Genomic DNA, 18418 nt, shown 5'->3' with positions numbered 1-18418 from the left:
ATAAAACTTTTATTGATAAACATATTTTTTCTTTCTTTTCTGTACCACTTCATACTATAATTTAGTATGTAACTATTATAAGAGAGGTATAAAATATGGGACGAGAAAAAAAGCAAGAATATGCTTTATTTACCGCGTGGGGAGCTTCTTTTATTGCTACACTAGGAAGTCTATACTTTTCCGAAATCATGAAATTTGAGCCTTGTGTCCTTTGTTGGTATCAACGTATTTTTATGTATCCATTCGTTTTATGGCTCGGTATCGCTGTAGTAAAAAAAGACTATCGCATCGCAAATTATTCTTTACCAATCGCAAGTATTGGTGCTTGTATTTCTTTATATCACTATGCAATTCAAAAGATCGCAGCATTTTCAGCTGCTGGGGCAGCTTGCGGCCGTGTACCATGTACGGGAGAATACATAAACTGGTTCGGCTTTGTGACAATCCCGTTTTTAGCACTTATCGGCTTTATTACAATCGCTGTTTGTAGCTTTATTGTCATTAAAAACAAATAAGGAGATGAAAGAATGAAAAAAATACTTATATTTGGCGGTATTATTATCGTTTTATTTGCGGCAATGTTTGCTGTAGCACAAATGGAAAAGAAAAACGCATCGACAAATGAAAAAGATTACTACTCAAATAAAATTTCTCTTGAGGATCTCAATAAAAATATAGAAGATAAAAAAGCACAAACGATTTACTTTTATCAAACGTCTTGTGTTCATTGTCAAAAGGTCTCTCCTACTGTTGTACCTTTAGCAAAAGATTTAAATGTTGATATGAAAGTAATTGATATTGAAAATTTAAACGAGCCTTGGGATAAATACAATATCCAAGGAACACCAACAATTATTCATTTTAAAGATGGTAAAGAAGTAAGCCGTATTAGCGGCGAACAATCAAAAGAAAAGTTCAAAGAATGGTTTGAACAAACGAAAAAATAACGAGAAAAGGAAACTCCTTCTACACATGAAATGGACGTAAAATTCCAAACTAATGTATAAGGAGGGGGTTTTATGCCAGAAGTAAAATGTTCTGTTTCCAATTGCTCATTTTGGGGACAAGGTAACTTTTGTCAAGCAAGTGCAATCATTGTTCAACCAGATGCTGAAGAAACGGGTTCGAATACAAATGATTCGTATACAAGCGCAGTTTTAACAAACGAGACGCTAGAAAGTTCTGTAACAACAAGTGTTGAAACTTGTTGCCATACTTTTAAACCAAAATATTAACAATTATTCCACCTCATATACGTGAGGTGGTTTTTTCTTTCCCCCTTCTTATTTACGTCTTCTCTAATTCTCCCTATAATAAAGTTAACATTTTTATGAATACGAAGGTGAAATACTATGGCTAAAACAATTGCAGATATCGCCAAATTGGCTGGAGTTGCAAAAAGCACAGTTTCTCGTTACTTAAACGGTGGATATGTAAGTGATAAAACAAAACTTAAAATCGAAAGTATTATTCAAGAAACAAATTTTTCTCCCAATACATTTGCTCAAAGCTTAAAAGCAAAAACAACAAATTTAATTGGTGTTATTATCCCCCGATTAGACTCCTTCGCTACAATGAAAACACTTATCGGGATTGATAATACGTTACAGGAAAATAACTATCAAATGCTTGTAGCAAATGCAAATCAAACAATTGAAACTGAAATACAAGCAATGGAAAACTTTATAAAACAAAGAGTAGCTGGCATTATTTTATTAACCAAAACTTTAACAAATAAGCATCAACAAATTATTGCTAATTCAAATATCCCTATTTTATTCGTTGGGCAAGAATATAAAGATCAATATTGCCTCGTTCATGATGATTATGATGCAGCTTATGAGTTAGGAGCATACGTATTATCACAAGGTCATAGAAATATCGCCTATTTAGGAGTAGAAAAAGATGATATTTCTGTTGGTATAAATCGAAAAAACGGTTTTCAAAAAGCCATTGAAAATTTAGAACCAACTTGCAGTGTTTGTTATTACGAAACATCTTTCCAAATAGAAGATGCCATGAAACAAGTACAACATATTTTAGATAATAATCGCCCAACTCTTATCGTATGTGCTACAGATAATATCGCTCTTGGCGCAATGAAAGTTATTCACTCCCACTCCCTTTCTGTACCAGGTGATATTTCTGTAACAGGATTTGGGGGATATGATATTTCAGAAATGGTACACCCTAGCTTAACGACAATTGCGTTTGACTATGAGTATGCTGGAAAGCTTGCTGCCACTTCTCTTTCACAGCTTGTTGAAAACAAAACTATACCAAAAATATTACACTCTCGTTATACATTAAAAATCCAAGAAAGCGTTGACAAAATATAAAGGCGCTCTATAATAAAATTAAAACCGGTTCCACATTTTAAAAACAGGATTTTCAACATCATTTCCCTGTTTTTTATTTTAACTTATTACGGAACCGGTTCCATAAAAGAGAATTTATAGTAAGGGGGAATTTTTATGGATATGAAACAAATTGCAACTCAAGTATTACAGAACATTGGTGGAAAGGAAAACATTGTTCGTGCCACACATTGCGCGACTCGCCTTCGTCTTATATTAAAGGATGATACGAAAATAAACGCTGCAGAAATCGAAAACATCGATGGAGTAAAAGGTGCTTTCGCAACGACCGAGCAATATCAAATTATTTTTGGAACTGGCATAGTAAACAAAGTATATGATGAATTCTCAAAACTAATTGGGATAGCCGAACTAGATTCTACAACATCAAACGATATACCTAAGAAAAAAATGAATCCTATCGCCCGCCTAGCAAAGACACTATCCAATATTTTTGTTCCAATTATTCCAGCTATCGTCGCAAGCGGTTTACTTATGGGTCTACTCGGAATGTTGAAAGCGTTTAAATTAGTTCCTGGAGATCACTCACTTATCCAATTACTTGATATGTTCTCAAGTGCAGCTTTCATTATTTTACCTATTTTAATTGGAGTGAGTGCCGCTAAAGAATTTGGTGGAAATATTTTCTTAGGTGCAGTTGTTGGTGGTATATTAACTCATCCAAGCTTAACAAACCCTTGGACTCTTTCAAATGCAAAACCAACTGTTTTACATTTCCTTGGTATGGATATTGATATGATTGGCTATCAAGGTACTGTTTTACCTATTTTATTATGCGTATATGTTATGAGTACAATTGAAAAAGAACTTCGAAAACGTGTTCCGAACTCTTTAGATTTATTAGTTACACCATTCTTAACAATTATTATAACTGGCTTTTTATCACTTATTATTATCGGACCAATTGGATATAAAATCGGTGACGGCATTACGTACCTTTTAAATACAATTTATCAATTTGCAGGACCAGTAGCTGGACTTATATTCGGCGGATTGTATTCAACAATCGTTCTTACTGGCTTACATCATAGCTTCCACGCTATTGAAGCGGGCTTACTTGCAAATAAAGATATCGGTGTCAATTTCTTACTCCCTATTTGGTCAATGGCGAACGTTGCACAGGGCGGTGCTACTTTAGCAGTTTATTTCAAAACAAAAAACAAAAAAACGAAAGAAATTGCAATTCCCGCAGCAGCCTCAGCATTTTTAGGAATTACGGAACCAGCTATTTTTGGGGTCAATTTAAAACTTGGTAAACCATTTATTGCAGCCGCTATTGGCGGCGCAATTGGAGGCGCTTACGTTGTTTGGATGCAAGTGGCGGCTAATGCATACGGTTTAACAGGTATTCCGATGCTTACAATTGTTGCACCTCTTGGCATGATGAACATGATTCACTATATAATTGGCTTCACTATTGCAGTTATCACTGCTTTTGTTGCCACATTCATTTTATATAAAGAAAGTAAATAATAACGGGGTAAAAACTATGTCAAAATATAAAACAATACTGCAATCTAATAAAGACGAATTACATTCTTTATATGAAATTGCAAACCAAGATTCATGGAAACCAATTTATCATATCCATCCACCATTTGGATTAATGAATGATCCTAACGGTGTATCATACTACAATGATGAATATCACGTTTTTTATCAATGGTATCCATTTGGTCCCATTCATGGAATGAAGCATTGGGGGCATGTGAAGTCAAAAGACCTTATTAACTGGGAGCGTATGCCTGTAGCCATCATCCCTACTGAAAGCTATGAATCACACGGTGCATATTCTGGTAGTGCTATCGTAAAAGATGGCCTTCTTCATTTACTTTATACAGGGAATATAAAAAATCCTGATGATTCCCGTGATGCAAAACAATGTATGGCAACAATGGATTCACAATATACGATGACGAAATATAGTAATAATCCCGTTATTGATATAATTCCTGACGGATATACAAAACATGTACGTGATCCAAAAGTCTGGAAACATAATGATATGTACTATATGTTACTCGGTGCCCAACGTGAAAATAAAACAGGAACTCTATTACTATACAAATCACAAGACCTATACAATTGGCATTTCCAAGGCGAAATTACAACAAATTTAAAAGAATTTGGATTTATGTGGGAATGCCCCGATTACTTCCAATTATCAGGGAAAGATGTACTTCTCTTTTCACCGCAAGGAATTGAAAAAGACGGAGAAAACTTTCACAATGTATACAATGTCGTTTATGCTATAGGCCATTTCGATATTAAAAATTTATATTTCCATGTTGATTCCTATTACGAAGTTGATAAAGGATTCGATTTTTATGCTCCTCAAACTTTAGAAGACTTTACTAGTCGTCGCCTATTGTTTGCTTGGGCAGGATCAAGTGAAATCACATATCCTTCTGATGATTATATGTGGGCTCATTGCCTAACAATTCCACGTGAATTAACATTAGAAGATGACATCTTAAAACAAAAACCAGTTTCAGAATTAACAAAACTACGAACAACAAAAAAAGAAATCTCAGGAGATATAACAGCTGGATTAAATGTATTATCAACGCTTGATGATGAAGGCTCCTACGAATTAATTGCTTCCCTTAAAACAGAAGATGCAAAGTGTTTTGGGCTTTCTCTCTTCCACAATGAGGAGGAATGTTTTCCAATTACATTTAATCGGGAACAAGGTACTATTTCTATAGACAGGGGCAACTTCTACCATCAATTTGGCGGAGAATATGGATTTGAACGCTGTAAAAAAATCGATATTCAAGATACGATAGAACTACAAATATTTGTAGATAAAAGCATCGTGGAAATTTTCTTATATGATGGTTCAACAGTCTTTACTTCCCGAGTTTTTCCTCGAAAAGACGTGAAACATCATATCGCAATCTTTTCAGATGCAAAACTAAACTTTACCATCACACAATATAAGCTGAAAAGAGGAATTATATGAGAAATGTCTTTTGTATAGGTGAACTATTAATTGATTTTGTGTGCCGAAATACTAACGTTTCTTTAGTAAACGGTTCAGATTTCGAAAAAAAAGCTGGTGGAGCACCCGCTAACGTTGCTGCTGCAATTACAAAATTAGGTGGACACGCTACATTTATGGGCCAAGTAGGAAACGACCCATTTGGTGATTTTCTTGAACAAACTTTACAGCGTGCGCAAGTCGACACTTCCATGCTCATAAAAGATAAACAAACAACACTTGCATTCGTATCCATAGATCAAGATGGCGAACGTGATTTTACTTTTATGCGTGGTGCAGATGGTGAATATCAATTCAATAGCATTGATTTATCAAAAATACAAACGAATGATTTAATACATTTTGGTTCAGCGACAGCTTTACTATCAAGCCCATTAAAAGAAACGTATTTCCAGTTGTTACAATATGCGAAAGATAACGGCCATTTTATTTCTTTTGATCCAAATTATCGAAGTGCACTCATTACAAATACAGAACAATTCTCTCAAGATTGTCTAACCTTTATAAAACATGCACACTTCGTAAAAGTAAGTCAAGAGGAGGCTACTATGCTCTCTAAAGAGAGTGATTTACAACAAGCTGCTCTCAAATTATTAAATTATGGCGCAAAAGTAGTAGCTATTACACTTGGAAAAGACGGTACCCTTCTAGCGACAAATGAAGGTCAAACCATTGTCTCTTCTATTTCTATTCAACAAGTCGATACAACTGGTGCTGGTGATGCTTTCGTCGGAGCAATGTTATATCAGATTGCCCAAAGTGAACATACACTTTCGTATCATTTCAAAGACTTAACAGCGTTTATCTCCTTTGCAAATAAAGTAGGCGCTATCACATGTACAAATTACGGTGCAATTGCCTCCCTTCCATCATTAACAGATATAAAAGCATACGACTAATCGTATGCTTTTTTACATCCCCCTCCAAAAATCATGCATAATAAAAAAGTATAAAATAACGAGAACGGCCGTCCCGCATAACGTAATGCGCCGATATATACTCTTCTCCCCTTCTCTCGCCTTAACAAACGCCCAAATAAATCCGAAGAACAATATTAAATCAACATATGGAACATAAAACGAAAAGACAAGAAACGCATACAAATACACGATAAATAAACAGGTCGTTACTAAGAAAACTTTAAACGCAAATTCACTTTTCATAATGTAACCGCCCCCTATCTGTACTGTATTATATTCAGCAAAGTACAATAGTTGCAGTTAAACTGGAAGTAGAAATAAGCTACCGTCTATAATACGGTAGCCATTACGGAACATTATATTTCCTTTTATATATATTACTTAAAATCGAAGAAGGAATTTGCTCATAACGAATTTTTTCTCCTGTTTCATCGACAATATACAAATTGTTTCCTATATAATATATTCCATCTTTTCGTTTTGAGTACACTGCATATCTTTCGTTTGGCAATACCATTTTCACTTTCGTTAGCTGTCCATTCGGTTCTTGCCAATATATATCCACGCGATCTACTAACGTAAGCATACCAATTTGCTCTTCTTCTACTTTACGACCATTCCAGCTCACAACACGATAACCAAGCTTATTCGCTTCATATTCCGGGCTCGTATGAAACCGAGAAATGATTACTTTCGTCTGTAATTGAACTCGGTCATATAACCACTGTATATCCCTGTCATGCATACGAATACAGCCATTTGATTCCCTACTTCCAATTGTCCATTCCCGATTTGTCCCATGAATCGCATATTCATTTTTATCTAGTCCAAGCCATCTCGTACCAAGAGGATTATTCGGTGCACCACCAGCTATTTTTTTTCGATGATATTCTTTATTTTTAAATTTAGTTATAATACAAAAATTACCTTCAGGTGTAGGAGTACGATCTCTTCCAGTTGTTACGGGGAATGTTTTTGTATAATTTCCATTTTCAAAAAAAGACAATTGGTTTGTCGTAAGGTTCACTAATATTAGATGATCTGTATTAGCCAAGGCACTAACCGGTAGGATGAAAAATAATAGTATGATGAAACATAACTTTTTCATTTATATCCCCCCTAGCGCTCACTATAATAAGTGGAATTAACTTTACTTTGCTCTTATAAATGAAAACTATCCATTTACAATAACGCCCCCATTTACGTGTATCATTTGCCCGGTAACATAGGATGAATCATCAGACGCTAAATATACGTATGCTGGTGCTAATTCATATGGTTGGCCCGGTCTTTGCATCGGAACATTGCTTCCAAACTGTGATACTTTTTTCTCATCAAAGCTCGATGGAATAAGTGGTGTCCAAATCGGTCCTGGCGCAACACCATTTACACGAATCCCTTTTTGCACTAATGACTGAGAAAGTGATCTTGTGAAAGCAACGATTGCCCCTTTCGTTGCGGAATAATCAATTAACGTTTCATTTCCTTCGTATGCAACGATAGACGCGGTATTTATAATGACATCCCCTTGCTTTAAATGAGAAAGTGCGGCTTTCGCAACGTGAAAATAAGAAAAAATATTAATACGAAAAGTCTTTTCTAGCTGTTCTGCTGTAATATACTCTAGTCCTTGCTGCGGATATTGCTGTGCGACATTATTTACCAAAACCTGTAAACTACCTAGCTGCTGGACGGTCTCTTGAACAACATCTTTACAATGCTGTTCATCACTTAAATCACCCGGCAACAATACACACTTTACACCTTCTTTCTCAACATACTGCTTCGTCTCATTAGCATCTTCTTCCTCATCTAAATAAGCAATCGCAATATTTGCTCCCTCTTTCGCAAAAGCGATGGAAACAGCTCGTCCAATCCCACTATCTCCCCCTGTAATTAATACATTCTTTCCTTTTAACTTTTCGCTACCTTTATAATTTGGATCTTCAAACTGTGGTAGAGGATTCATTAATGATTCAATACCAGGTTGTTTATTTTGATGTTGCGCTGGCATTGTTATAAAGTTTTTTTGCTGTGGCATAGCTTCTTTCAACTCCTTTTCCTTATAATGTGCATAATAAAAACTGAAATTCGCACATCAAGTTACGATTAATATTCGAATTTAAGACACAAAATATGAATTGTTGTAAACTTTTTATGCAAAACTATTGCAAAATAGATAAAAAGCGAATATTATATATAACTGTTGTGAAAATTATTCGTAAACAGAAAGGATGTTTATATGTTTAACCTTTCAAAACATAAAACTTCTATTAAAACTGAAATTATGGCAGGTATTATTACCTTCTTAACAATGGCATATATCATTGTCGTAAACCCAGTTATCCTTGGGGATGCAGGTGTTCCATTTGAACAAGCATTTACAGCAACAATTATCGCTGCTGTTGTCGGAACATTATTTATGGCGATCTTTACAAACTTACCAATCGCAATTGCACCAGGTATGGGATTAAATGCTTACTTCTCTTACTCTGTTGTAAAAGCTCATGAAGGCATGACTTTCGCAATTGCATTCTCTGCTGTATTCGTAGCAGGTATGATTTTAATTTTGTTATCATTCACATCTTTCCGTACAAAATTAATGGAAGCAATTCCTGAAAACTTAAAACATGCAATTACTGCTGGTATCGGTCTTTTCATTGCCTTTATCGGTTTACGTTTAACAGGTATCGTTACAAAAAATGAAGCAAATTTAGTTGGACTTGGTGATCTTCACTCTGCTCCAGTACTACTCGCATTAGCTGGACTTGGAATTACAATTGTCCTTATGTCTTTAAATGTAAATGGCGCACTATTTATCGGTATGCTATTAACTGGTATTATCGCTTTCTTCACGGGACAATTATCATTCTCAAACGGTGTTACATCAATGCCTGGATTACCAGAAGGAATTATCGTTTCAAACCCAATTACTGCTGTATCTGATGTAATTAACTACGGATTATACGGCGTTGTATTCTCATTCTTCCTTGTTACATTATTCGATACAACAGGTACATTACTTGGCGTTGCTCAACAAGGTGGATTTATGAAAGATGGAAAGCTTCCAAAAGCTGGACGAGCTCTTCTATCTGACTCATTCTCAGCAACAATCGGTTCTATGTTCGGAACAACACCATCAACAGCTTACATTGAATCATCTGCTGGTGTTGCAGCTGGTGGTCGTACTGGTTTAACAACTGTTACAGTAGCTGTTTTATTCGCACTAGCAGCATTCTTCGGACCATTAGTAAGTGCCGTTTCTGGTGTATCAGCTATTACTGCACCATCATTAATTATCGTTGGTAGTCTTATGATGGGTTCAGTTCGCCACATCGATTGGGACGCATTTGATGAAGCATTCCCAGCATTCTTAGTAATCTTAAGCATGCCACTTACATCAAGTATCGCAACAGGTATCGCACTTGGATTTATTTCATACCCACTTATGAAAGTGGCAAAAGGTAAGTTCCGTGCTGTTCACCCGCTTGTGTATGTATTTGGAATTTTGTTTGCTTATCAATTGATATTCTTACCACATTAAAAAAGTAGAGCATCGGATTTCGATGCTCTACTTTTCTTTTATAACAATCATTCAAACTATAACAGTCCCTCCAAAATATGAAGGAGCTTATAACCATTTAATACTTCTCTTCTACCTGTAATTCTTTACTATACTTTTGAATGAAAACTGACGAAACAACCATTACCATCCCTACACTAAATCCAATAAGCTGATCCAGTAGCATTTCATCCTGAATGAACCAACGTAGTAGAAATACCCCACCAAAAATAAGCATCATAGTAAATCCAGTATGTCGAAGTCCTTTATATACATTTTCCATATGTATCACCTCTCCATATACTTTTATCCATATTATACCACGCATCCATCGAGCAAACATATCGTCCTCTGGCAGTATGTAGCTACCTTTTGATCGTGCGTGACAACTAGAACCGTTTTTCCTTGTTTATTAATTTCTTTTAAAATACTCATAATTTTTTTCCCATTTTCTTGATCAAGAGCACCAGTCGGTTCATCAGCAAGTATAATCTTTGTATCTTGTGCTAAAGCCCTTGCTATTGCTGTTCTTTGCTGTTCTCCGCCTGATAACTCGTAAGGATATTTGTTAATATGCCTCTCCAGCCCTACCATTTTCAGCATTTCTTTTGATATTTGCATACGTTTCTTATGAGAAATTCTTCTATATACAAGCGGAAGCATCACATTTTCAACAACTGTATAATCACCTAATAGCGAAAAGTTCTGAAACACAAATCCAACTTCCGTGTTTCTATACTTATGATAGTTTGACTTGAATGTACTCGTATCCATTCCATCTAAAAAATACTTTCCAGCAGAGGGACTATCGATTAAGCCAATAATGTTAAGAAGAGTAGATTTCCCCGAACCAGAGGGCCCCATAATAGCTATCATTTCGCCTTTTTCTATTGTAAGATTAATATCCTTTAACGCACTAAAATTATTCTTTCCAAAGCCTTTAGCCACATTTACGAGTTGAATCATCTACAACACCTCTTTCATATATGTATTTTTTATTTTTAATACATTGAAATAAATGATTGTATATATAATGAAGAGCATTACAATTGATAACATACTTATAACAATCAATGATTCTTCAGAAACTTGTAACGTTCCAAAAAAAGATACGGTACTAGTTTCTATCTCTTTTTGAATTTCAATCGTCCCGCTATTCTCCCATTGAAAATACGTAATTCCTATACATATCGATAAAATAAATAACAATATATACTCAATAATAAATGGAAGACATATTTGAAAAGCACTTGCACCTAACGCTGATTTAATAGAAATATTTTTACGCTCCATATAAAGTGCTGCCATTGATATTAATACAATAGATAGAAATGAAAAAAATAAGACTATACCGCTTAATAATAATGGGTATGACATATTATCAATACCCTGCTTTTCGTTTTCTAACAATTTATTCGGATTTGTAACGTAATACGAATACCCCTTACCTTCTGTTACCTTTAATACTTTCTTTTGAAATTCATTTATATTTATCTTCTCATTTGTTTCTATAATTAACCCATTGTATAACAGGTCTATACTATAGAACTCTATTTCTTCTGTTCCAATTGGTAAAATCGCCATGTCATCTAACAATGTAATACGATTATCCGATATTTCGCCGCTCCGAGGATATGTAAATGGTGAATTTTTTTCTAAAAAGCCAATTACTTTTAGCTTCATTTTTCCAGATGGTATAACATCACCAATGGATACTTTTTCTTTATAATTAGCACCTAATATAACAGGTCTAATATCAAATACGGATTTATGAAATTCTGATTCCTCAAAATACCTTCCTTGTGAAAGTCGGATATGAAAGTACTTATTAATATCTTTATCAATAATAAGAGTCTTTATCGTTTCACTTTCTTTTTTTAAGCTAAATGAATAGTTACGGAACAAATAATTTGTTGTATTTGTTATTGGTATCGTATTAGATAACCCTTGCATGAATTGTTGATAATCACTTTTCGCTTTTTCTTCGCTAAACAATGTTATATCTTGCGTCGCATAAAGTTCATAGAAACTTTTATGAGTCGATAAATTATTTGCTACTGTCATCATTTTTCGATATCCCGACAGATTACTAATAAATTCTATAGCTGAAGAAAATGAAATAATTAAAGAAATTACTATAATCAAACTTGGTAACAACCGTTTTTTCATAGACCGTATAGAATCAAATATAAAAAACATGAAGATCACCTACGCTCTTAAATGTTTTCCAGGATATATATTTATAATGTGCTTGATTGGAATTACAGTAACAAACATTGTAAGAAAAATAATAAAAACAATATTACATACGAATACATATGGTGTTAACGGTTTTAATAAGTATGTCTGAAAATACGTATGAATTGTTCCAGAAAACATTTCTAACACAAGAAAAACCAACAACATCGCCACTAGAGAAATAAACAAAATTTGAACATATAGTTCACAATAAATAGATATATTAGAAGCACCTACTGCTTTTTTTAATGAAATCTCTCTTTCTTTTTTATAAATCCAAAACAACACTGCTGAAATACCAGAAACTACTGCAACAAGAATAAATTTATAATAATACTTATTGGCTGGATCTACATATGTTACATTTAGTTCCTGAAAATCTCTTTTATTCAGTATTTGAACCTCACCTGAGATTACTTCTTTGCTCTTATTCATAAATGTTTTTATTTCTTTATGGATAGATGATGTAGGGTTAACAACTGTTAATTGTAATTGTTTACTCGCGATAATACCTTTTTTAGATATAGTAGGTAAATTTTGAAGTGGAATGTATATGTCTGATACACCGACGTCACTGTCTTTTCTTGATATAGTGCCTATTTTTTTATATGTATTATCAAATTCATATAACTCCTTTACATTCGTTTGATCACCAACAACCATATCATTTACATTTTCACGATGAAAATATTGACCCTCAGAAATATATGGCGTCCAATAATAATCATCTTTTAAGTTCACAGCTACGATTTTTATTGCACCTGAACTATTTAATGCTTTTAAATGCTCTACGTAAATATCACTTTTCACAAAAGTATCTTGTATGAAAGGAATTATCTCATCCAATTCAGTTGCATTTGCTATCGGAACATTTAAAACTTGATTTTTTTCTGGGAAACCGATTTGAAAAGCAGATATAAAATTCCGTTTAGACTCTGTTAAAAGTGCGGCTACTGATATAGAAAGAAAAGAAATAAAAAATGCCATAAGAAGAATTATGGAAAATAGTTTATTGTTTTTTATATTTTTAAAAGCTAAATACATGTCTCTGCTCCTTTTAGATAAGAAGGAGATGATGAACATCCCCTTCTCCTTATCCAAATATTTATAAAGACAACTATTGAATATTTTTTACCACTGTAATCGTAAGTTACCGTTACTATCAAAAGTTCCTTTGTGTGTATCTTCTTGATAGTCATTATTCTCATTAGCATAATGCTCAGAGTATAGCCCCTTTGCACCAAAGGCGTTATATGCGCCATTACTAACCGTGGCATTTAATGCCCTTCCAGATTCATGTGATCCTAATTTATCCGAAGCACTTTCAATATATGAATAACTTCCTTTTGAATTAATAAAAGAAATTGCTACTGAACAGCGAGATGCATTTTGATTCGTAGTTGTTTGAGCTCTGTAAGATAGTAGGTTACCACTTTTGTGACCACTTAAAGTTGGATAGAATGCACTTGTTGAGATGGATGTTGCTAATAACATTAAAGTCGCAATCGAAAAAACCTTTCCCTTCATTAACAATCACCTCATAAATTAAATAGTTTTGTAGCGCTACCTCATCATAATATCCTTCAAATAAATTCTCCTCAATAAGACACCCCTATGTTTTACAAACTCTTTAAACACTTAAACATTCATACATTTTTCAAAAGTAACGTATAAGTAGCAATATAAAAAGGCTGCAGAGAAATTCTTCTCCACAGCCTCATACTTATTTTTGCAAAAACGCCTGCAAATCTGCAAACTGTCTCTTTGCATCTTCATAGCCTTGCTCATATAGATTTTGTAGTTTTGTTGTATCTTTTTCCATACGATCTACTTGAAGCGGCACTTCTGGGCGAATAACAAATAAATTCCCAGCTTGTTCTTCTTTTTCAATGTAGTGCAGTGTTTCATTATATACTTCATAGCGATTTAGCATCGTGTTAACAAGATTCGGATATTTTTTATAAGCTTTCGCAGCAACCCAACCAAATCTTGATTTTTTCTTTGCGTAACCGTGATTTCTTGTTAAAATTACGACTGATTTTTTAAATCCATCTTCCTGTGCTTTACGAACTGGAATCGGATCTGAAATCCCGCCATCTAATAATTGTTTACCACGGTAATTTACTACTGGTGCAATGAAAGGTAATGAACTAGAAGCTTGTAATAAATTTAGTGCATCATCATTCGTTCCCTCTTTTTCAAAATAAACAGACTGTCCTGTTTCACAATCCGTCGTTCCTACAAGGAAACGCTCTGGGCTATTAAAGTATGTTTCAAAATCAAACGGCACATGCTTTTCTGGAATTTCATGAAAAATAAAATCCATATCAAATAGCTGACGTTTTCTCCATAAGTTTTTATACGATAAATATTTCGGATGTGATGCATAATCAATATTTACTGTTTTATTTCTATTTCTTTGTCTGGAAAGATACGACGCTGCATGACAAGCACCAGCTGATACACCAATTACATATGGAAAATATAAATCTTGTTCCATAAAGTATTCTAATATCCCGCCCGTATATACACCACGCATACCGCCGCCTTCTAATACTAACCCTGTATTTTCAAGCATGTTACTCTCTCCTCTATATATATTGACTCTTTAATTATTCACCATGTTAAGTATCTTTTTCTATTATATATGAGTTCTTTCAGAAATTATATTTAAAAGACTTGAGAAAACGGAATTTTTTCTTCCAATTATATTTCCAAATGATCCGAGACATCCTTTATAAACCTTTGAATAAAATCTTGTTCTTCTTTCGTATATCTATCTAAGAGTAACAGCCACTTTTCTTCAGCTTGTTTATGCAATTTCTCATGAGCTTTATATATTTCATTTCCGCTTTCCGTTAAGCGAAAGAAAATTTCTTTTTGATTGTCTAACATTTGCATCTTCTCAACGAATTTCTTTTGGAACAACTTTGTACAAACTTTAGAGATTGCACCCTTCGTCATTCCCATTTCTATCGTAATTGCCGTTACATTCATCAGACCATTTTTCCCGATACACTCGATTACATGTAACTCAGATAAAGACATACCACTTACACCTGTCTCACGAAGAAACTTCTCATTTTGTCCTTTCAAATGTTCTTCTCTTTTATGCAAAAGTGTACGAATGTTCGAAAGTATTTCCATTTGTTTCGTTGTATAATCCAATCTGTTCACCCCCTAAGTTTCCAAAGAAACAATTTAGCTATATACCATTTTAAAATCATTTTTTCATATTTACAAGTTAGAAAAACATGTTAAAATAAATTTAGTTTCCTAGGAAACTAAAAAGAAGGAGGTTAACATAATGAAAAAATCCAAACTACATTTCATTTTATATGTTGTCTGTATTAGTGCCTTACTCAGTTCCTTCGCTCAAAATATTTACACACCTATCTTGCCCATGATTCAAGGTTCTTTTCATACTTCTCCTTATCTTGTAAATGTCACAGTTTCACTTTTCACATTCATTCTTGCAATTATGCAGCTCGTATATGGACCTTTAATTGATACAAAAGGGAGAAAATCCGTCCTTATCCCTAGTTTAGTCATTAGTACAATTGGTTCAATCGGATGTGCTTTTTCGGCAAACATTTATTTATTTCTCTTTTTTAGAGTTATTCAAGCTATAGGAATAGCGGCTATACCTGTAGTTTCAGCAACGATTATTGGTGATTTGTTTGAAGGAAAAGAACGCGGAGAAGCGATGAGCCTATACCAAATGTTACTTGCCCTCGCACCTGCGATTGGTCCTCTCATTGGTGGTTATCTCGGCAGTATAAATGGCCACTTATCCGTATTTCTATTTTTATCTATACTTGGCATTCTTTTATTAATGATAAACCTTTCACTACTTCCAGAAACAAAACCAACTGTAAGTAAGCAACCGCAATCAAAAAAGAATTACTGGTTTATCTTAAAAAATAAAACTGGATTTTCTATTACTCTTATTGGCTTCATTCAATTTTGTATTTACTTTTGCTTTCTCGTTTTTTTACCGAGTATTTTAACAAATTCATTTCATTTAACTGTAAATGAAATTGGTCTTATGTTTGTACCAATGTCTCTTTCTATCATGCTGGGAAGTTTTTGCTACAAGTTTTTGCAAAAACGCCTGACAACAAAGCAAACTTTATTTATTACGAGTTTCTTCAATATTATATGTGTCGTTTTATTCTCTTTCACATATAGCATTAATATCCCATTCATCATTATCGTTACATCTTTGTACGGTTTTAGTATGGGACTTTCTATGCCAACTCACACTACTTTATTAACGGAAGAATTCGTACAAGAACGCGCAACTGCTATCGGTATGTACAACTTCATCCGCTATCTTGGTATGGGCACAGGCCCACTTATAGGTGGATTTCTTTTATTTAACCAAAATTACTTTTGGATTTTCTTCCTAGGCGCAATTATGTTTTTACTTGTAATCTTATATGCAATGAAAATGCTACGATTCCCTGCCACACAAAAAGCAAAATAGAGACCTACAGATGGTCTCTATTTTAAACTCGTTGATCCGCAACAATATGAATATCAATATGCTTCGTCTGTCTCATAATTTCATTCACAATCGAACCTTTTCGAATTTCTTCCCATCGCGTTCTCGCTGATTGCCCAAGTAAAATTTGCGTTACTTGTAATCTTTTTGCAACTTCAATAATAACATCCGCTGGCTTTCTTCCTTTTGCTTCTTCTAATACAAAACTTGCATCAAATTGATTCGTGAGCGCCTTCCACTCTTCAATCGTCTGCTTTTTTCCAGCTGAAAGAGAATCTATATTTTCTCTTTCAACATTTAATACATACAATTCAGCGTTTAACCGATCAGCCATGCGCCAGCCCCGTCTTATTAATTTCTCTGCTGTTGAACTGTACTGTACACAAACGAGAATTTTTTCTTTCACGCCAATTGGTTCTATCACTGTTTGACTAATTTTCTCGTCCATATCGTCAGCGACTTCACGAAGCGATAATTCCCTGAGTGCTCCTAAATTATTAAGCGTAAAGAAATTTTGTAAGCTTTGCTGAATTTTTTCCTCCTTATATATTTTCCCGTCTATTAATCTCTTCCGAAGTACTTCCGGCGTTGCATCGACGAGCTGAATTTCATTTGCTTTTTGTAAAATAAAATCCGGAATACGTTCTCTTACTTTTACATTTGTAATTTGAGCTACAATGTCATGAACGCTTTCTAAATGTTGAATATTAAACGCTGACAATACGGATATACCAGCCTCTAACAATTCTTGTACATCCATATAACGCTTCTTGTTTTTAGAGCTGGGAATATTACTATGTGCAAGTTCATCCACAACAACGACTTGCGGTGCACGCTTTATAATTCCTTCCACATCAAGTTCATAAAACACTTTCCCTTTATACTCTATTTCTTTTAAAGGAACCTTTTCTAAATCAGCAATTGCGTCTTCCGTCTCTTTTCTCCCATGCGTTTCAATTAAACCAATTACAATATCCGTACCGTCCTTTTTCATCTCTCTAGCATCAAAGAGCATTTTATAACTTTTCCCTACTCCTGGAGCTGCTCCTACATATAGCTTTAACTTCCCGCGGTTTTGCTGACGAATATATTCTAAATACTCTTCTGGTGTTCGCCTTTGAAAAGTGGGTTTATAGTCATCCGCATACAAAACATTCACAACCTTTCTTTTGAAACAACGCTACCTCAATCCGTTAGATTGAGGTAGCACCGTTACTATTTCATTAGTTTCTGTAATTCTAAATTTAACTTTAAGACGTTTACGCGGGTCTCTCCAAATAAACCAAGTGCCGCACCTTCTGTTTGATCTTTAATCAATTGCTCTAGTGTTTCTTTCGGAATTTTCGTTAATTTTGAGATACGCTCTACCTGTACGGAAGCCGCCTTCGGACTAATATCAGGATCAAGCCCTGAACCTGAATTTGTCACTAAATCGATTGGTACTTCTGTAACTGGAACGCTCGGATTTTGTTTCTTCCACTCTTCAATACTTTTCTCTACTCGTTTCTCTAAATCTGGATTAGACGGTGCATAGTTATTTGAACCTGACGCTTCTGCTTTATATTCAATACTAGAGACACGCCCATGAAAATAACGTGGATCTGTGAAATTTTGACCGATTAATTTAGAACCAATCACTTCATTTTTATCATTATATATTAGACTTCCATCCGCATTATCCTTCATTACTGCTTGTGCAATACCAGTAACAATAAGCGGATATACAAGTCCGCACAACACTAAAAATGTAAAAGTAATACGGATGATTGGTGATAGTATACTTTGTTTCTTCGCCATCTCTTTCCCCTC

The 18418-nt window shown here is 34.3% G+C and carries 21 protein-coding genes; 9 read left to right on the top strand and 12 right to left on the bottom strand.

Features of this window, described 5'->3' with window-relative positions:
* The first annotated feature begins 95 nt into the window (after nucleotides 1-95).
* The 7 genes from MR070_RS24790 to MR070_RS24760 all read left to right on the top strand — a co-directional run bounded on the left by MR070_RS24790 (nucleotide 96) and on the right by MR070_RS24760 (nucleotide 6281).
* On the top strand, nucleotides 96-515 hold the full coding sequence (locus MR070_RS24790) for a disulfide formation protein C (RefSeq protein WP_000532254.1): 420 nt from the start codon (nucleotides 96-98) through the stop codon (nucleotides 513-515).
* A 12-nt stretch (nucleotides 516-527) separates the two neighbouring features.
* The gene (locus tag MR070_RS24785) at nucleotides 528-947 is read left to right on the top strand and encodes a thioredoxin family protein (RefSeq protein WP_000721874.1); all 420 of its coding nucleotides are present in this window, start codon (nucleotides 528-530) and stop codon (nucleotides 945-947) included.
* A 72-nt stretch (nucleotides 948-1019) separates the two neighbouring features.
* A complete protein-coding gene (locus tag MR070_RS24780) occupies nucleotides 1020-1235 on the top strand; it encodes a DUF1540 domain-containing protein (protein ID WP_001115394.1) in 216 nt (71 codons plus the stop codon).
* A 117-nt stretch (nucleotides 1236-1352) separates the two neighbouring features.
* On the top strand, nucleotides 1353-2339 hold the full coding sequence (locus MR070_RS24775; protein ID WP_001140405.1) for a LacI family DNA-binding transcriptional regulator: 987 nt from the start codon (nucleotides 1353-1355) through the stop codon (nucleotides 2337-2339).
* Between the two features lie 135 nt (nucleotides 2340-2474).
* Complete coding sequence (locus MR070_RS24770) at nucleotides 2475-3851, top strand: sucrose-specific PTS transporter subunit IIBC (protein WP_000367325.1); 1377 nt, start codon at nucleotides 2475-2477, stop codon at nucleotides 3849-3851.
* 16 nt (nucleotides 3852-3867) lie between these two features.
* Complete coding sequence (scrB, locus tag MR070_RS24765; protein ID WP_242262144.1) at nucleotides 3868-5343, top strand: beta-fructofuranosidase; 1476 nt, start codon at nucleotides 3868-3870, stop codon at nucleotides 5341-5343.
* On the top strand, nucleotides 5340-6281 hold the full coding sequence (locus tag MR070_RS24760) for a carbohydrate kinase family protein (protein ID WP_001246636.1): 942 nt from the start codon (nucleotides 5340-5342) through the stop codon (nucleotides 6279-6281). Before scrB ends, MR070_RS24760 begins: the two co-directional genes overlap by 4 nt.
* Before the next feature lie 12 nt (nucleotides 6282-6293).
* On the opposite strand, the gene MR070_RS24755 is transcribed toward MR070_RS24760, so the two are convergent.
* From MR070_RS24755 to MR070_RS24745, 3 genes are all read right to left on the bottom strand, one after another.
* Nucleotides 6294-6545: a hypothetical protein gene (locus MR070_RS24755; protein WP_000834195.1), complete on the bottom strand. Its 252-nt coding sequence runs from the start codon at nucleotides 6543-6545 to the stop codon at nucleotides 6294-6296.
* Nucleotides 6546-6648: 103 nt separating this feature from the next.
* On the bottom strand, nucleotides 6649-7410 hold the full coding sequence (locus MR070_RS24750) for a L,D-transpeptidase (protein WP_000732014.1): 762 nt from the start codon (nucleotides 7408-7410) through the stop codon (nucleotides 6649-6651).
* Nucleotides 7411-7476: 66 nt separating this feature from the next.
* Entirely contained in the window at nucleotides 7477-8343 is an 867-nt protein-coding gene (locus MR070_RS24745) for an SDR family oxidoreductase (RefSeq protein ID WP_139895764.1), read from the bottom strand.
* 201 nt (nucleotides 8344-8544) lie between these two features.
* Here MR070_RS24745 and MR070_RS24740 point away from each other — a divergent pair, with 201 nt between their 5' ends.
* On the top strand, nucleotides 8545-9846 hold the full coding sequence (locus MR070_RS24740) for an NCS2 family permease (RefSeq protein ID WP_000482726.1): 1302 nt from the start codon (nucleotides 8545-8547) through the stop codon (nucleotides 9844-9846).
* Between the two features lie 97 nt (nucleotides 9847-9943).
* Here the strand turns inward: MR070_RS24740 and MR070_RS24735 are convergent, their stop codons facing one another.
* The 7 genes from MR070_RS24735 to MR070_RS24705 all read right to left on the bottom strand — a co-directional run bounded on the left by MR070_RS24735 (nucleotide 9944) and on the right by MR070_RS24705 (nucleotide 15270).
* The gene (locus tag MR070_RS24735) at nucleotides 9944-10192 is read right to left on the bottom strand and encodes a hypothetical protein (protein WP_014481573.1); all 249 of its coding nucleotides are present in this window, start codon (nucleotides 10190-10192) and stop codon (nucleotides 9944-9946) included.
* Nucleotides 10180-10830, bottom strand: a complete 651-nt coding sequence (locus MR070_RS24730) for an ABC transporter ATP-binding protein (RefSeq protein ID WP_000615501.1) — start codon at nucleotides 10828-10830, stop codon at nucleotides 10180-10182. Before MR070_RS24730 ends, MR070_RS24735 begins: the two co-directional genes overlap by 13 nt.
* Entirely contained in the window at nucleotides 10831-12063 is a 1233-nt protein-coding gene (locus MR070_RS24725; RefSeq protein ID WP_041184071.1) for an ABC transporter permease, read from the bottom strand. It lies immediately after the preceding gene.
* Between the two features lie 9 nt (nucleotides 12064-12072).
* Nucleotides 12073-13146, bottom strand: coding sequence for an ABC transporter permease (locus tag MR070_RS24720; protein ID WP_000280206.1), 1074 nt, complete (start codon nucleotides 13144-13146; stop codon nucleotides 12073-12075).
* An 87-nt stretch (nucleotides 13147-13233) separates the two neighbouring features.
* Entirely contained in the window at nucleotides 13234-13629 is a 396-nt protein-coding gene (locus tag MR070_RS24715) for a hypothetical protein (RefSeq protein ID WP_000676979.1), read from the bottom strand.
* 196 nt (nucleotides 13630-13825) lie between these two features.
* A complete protein-coding gene (locus MR070_RS24710) occupies nucleotides 13826-14680 on the bottom strand; it encodes a patatin-like phospholipase family protein (protein ID WP_000892685.1) in 855 nt (284 codons plus the stop codon).
* Nucleotides 14681-14808: 128 nt separating this feature from the next.
* On the bottom strand, nucleotides 14809-15270 hold the full coding sequence (locus MR070_RS24705) for a MarR family transcriptional regulator (RefSeq protein ID WP_138322461.1): 462 nt from the start codon (nucleotides 15268-15270) through the stop codon (nucleotides 14809-14811).
* A gap of 139 nt (nucleotides 15271-15409) precedes the next feature.
* Between MR070_RS24705 and MR070_RS24700 the strand changes: the two genes are divergently transcribed.
* Complete coding sequence (locus MR070_RS24700) at nucleotides 15410-16591, top strand: MFS transporter (RefSeq protein ID WP_138322462.1); 1182 nt, start codon at nucleotides 15410-15412, stop codon at nucleotides 16589-16591.
* A 22-nt stretch (nucleotides 16592-16613) separates the two neighbouring features.
* Here the strand turns inward: MR070_RS24700 and kdpDN are convergent, their stop codons facing one another.
* The gene (kdpDN, locus tag MR070_RS24695) at nucleotides 16614-17768 is read right to left on the bottom strand and encodes a KdpD-like non-kinase potassium sensor (RefSeq protein WP_242262143.1); all 1155 of its coding nucleotides are present in this window, start codon (nucleotides 17766-17768) and stop codon (nucleotides 16614-16616) included.
* 56 nt (nucleotides 17769-17824) lie between these two features.
* Nucleotides 17825-18406 carry a K(+)-transporting ATPase subunit C gene (gene kdpC / locus MR070_RS24690; protein WP_001085556.1) on the bottom strand — a complete coding sequence of 194 codons (582 nt, stop codon included), beginning with the start codon at nucleotides 18404-18406 and terminating at the stop codon, nucleotides 17825-17827.
* Nucleotides 18407-18418 lie beyond the last annotated feature (12 nt).

The sequence above is a fragment of the Bacillus cereus group sp. BfR-BA-01453 genome (assembly GCF_022662915.1).
GTDB classification, from domain to species: domain Bacteria; phylum Bacillota; class Bacilli; order Bacillales; family Bacillaceae_G; genus Bacillus_A; species Bacillus_A paranthracis.
Note: the sequence above shows the minus strand (reverse complement) of the source record. Positions and strands in the feature narration are given on the sequence as shown.